Source organism: Synechococcus sp. OH2 (assembly GCF_047462155.1).
In the GTDB taxonomy this organism is placed as follows: domain Bacteria; phylum Cyanobacteriota; class Cyanobacteriia; order Thermostichales; family Thermostichaceae; genus Thermostichus.
In genome coordinates, this window is the sequence record NZ_JANSIR010000107.1 from 390 (window position 1) to 1,992 (window position 1,603).

2 protein-coding genes are annotated in these 1,603 nt (G+C 63.1%); one reads left to right on the top strand and one right to left on the bottom strand.

Going from position 1 to position 1,603, the window contains the following annotated elements:
* Positions 1 to 155: 155 nt before the first annotated feature.
* The gene (locus tag NW835_RS10740) at positions 156 to 977 is read left to right on the top strand and encodes a class I SAM-dependent methyltransferase (RefSeq protein WP_414364788.1); all 822 of its coding nucleotides are present in this window, start codon (positions 156 to 158) and stop codon (positions 975 to 977) included.
* Here the strand turns inward: NW835_RS10740 and NW835_RS10745 are convergent.
* Positions 974 to 1,603, bottom strand: a 630-nt coding sequence (locus NW835_RS10745; RefSeq protein ID WP_414415277.1) for a hypothetical protein, incomplete at its 5' end; no start/stop codon positions are given. The two genes, NW835_RS10740 and NW835_RS10745, sit on opposite strands and share 4 nt — an antisense overlap.

Here is a 1,603-nt window from a genome sequence, read left to right on the forward strand (position 1 = left end):
CATTGTTGCTGAGTGGCGATCCAAAACTAAACTGTATTAACGACTCGCATCATTGGTGAGCAGCTAAAGCTGCTCGAAGGCTTTTCCGCCCCGCCCTACTCGCGCTAGCGGCGCGGAGCGCTGAGTACGGGGCTACCAAGCTACTCTGCTGTGTCATGCTTTCTTCTCTCTCTGCTCTGCCAGTTCACCTCTACCGCTGCCTAAGCTGTGGTCAGGAAGGGCTGAGCTTGCCGCCAGCGCGGGAGCCAGGGTCTGCTGTGGATCGGGTTTATTGTCCCCGCTGTGGCCAGGTTTACCCTCTCCTATCTTCCGGGGCGGTGGATTTTCTAGCCACCTCGCCGGAGTTGCCCCTCACTCCAGCTCAGGCCATTGCCCATCTACCCGGCTTTGCCTGGGGCTACGATCGCCTTTGGCGGCCCTGGGCGCTGTCGCTGTTATCGGGGGAGAGCTTCGCCAGCGAGCGGGAAGGCCGATTGTTGGCGGAGCTGGTGGGGGAGGCAGATCCTGTCTTGGACTTGGGCACGGCAGGGGGGTACTGGAGCCGCCTCCTCCTGGCCAGGGATCCGCAGCGGACGGTGATTGGCCTGGACAATGCGGCAGGGGTACTGGCCGAGGCAGCCCAACAGGCCCAGCCCCACTGGCAGCACTACAGCCTAGTGCGAGCCCGGGCGGAACAGCTTCCCCTCGCCTCGTCAGCCTTTGGGGCGGTGATCAGCGGCGCCACCCTGAACGAGGTGCCCTTGGATCCCTGCTTGCGGGAAGTGGCCCGCATCTTGCGGTCTGGCGGGGTGTTTGTCTCGATGCACAGCCAGCAGGTGCAGGGATGGGGGCAGACGGTGCAGCACTGGCTGGAGGCGACCGGCCTTCGCTTTTTCTCCGCAGACCAGTTGCGCCAGCACTTTGCCCAGGTGGGGTTGCGCTTGGAGCGCTATCTCAGCTTCGGCTGGGTGGCTTTTGTGCAGGCGGTGCGCCTCTAGGGGATCCACTCCAGGCCAACGCCAACGCTGGATTCCCGCGCCAAGCTCGAGTGGCGCAGGCTGTAGCGGGCAGCGAGACGAAGGGAAGGGCTAATGGCGTAGGCAGCAGTGATCTCCGCTAGGGTGGCCTGTCCTTCTTCCGGCTCCTGCGGGGCCACCCAAGTGTAGCTGCCAGTCAAGTCGGCGGCTCCGGGCGCCAGGGCCAAAACGGCAAAAGCCCCATAGCTCACCCCGCTGAGGCGGCGGTTCTTTTGTTCCAAGGCTCGATAGCCCAGTTGGGGGGCCAGATTCAAGCGGGATCCCATGGGGGCAAGAAAGTAACGCACCTCTGACCCGTACTGGCGGATTTCTGGGTTCTCAGAAGATTGGCGATAGTCGCCGCTGAGGGTGAGGCGATCTCCCAGGCGCAAGTCCTGCAAGCTGATTCGCCACTCAGAAGCTGACTCGAAACCCGCCTGCAAACGGGTGGGCAAGACAGGAGTATCGCGGATTTCTTCCAGAAGATTGGGAGGGCCTTGCAGCCAGCGGCGCAACACGGGGCTATCCTCCACAATTTGGCTATCCAGCCCCAGATCTAGAACGGCTGAGAGGGCAGTTGGCCGCGGATCCGCTTGCCTGCGGCTCGC

Coding starts and splice junctions, on each gene's coding strand:
- NW835_RS10740 (WP_414364788.1), top strand. CDS start 156: ATGCTTTCTTCTCTCTCTGCTCTGCCAGTTCACCTCTACCGCTGCCTA.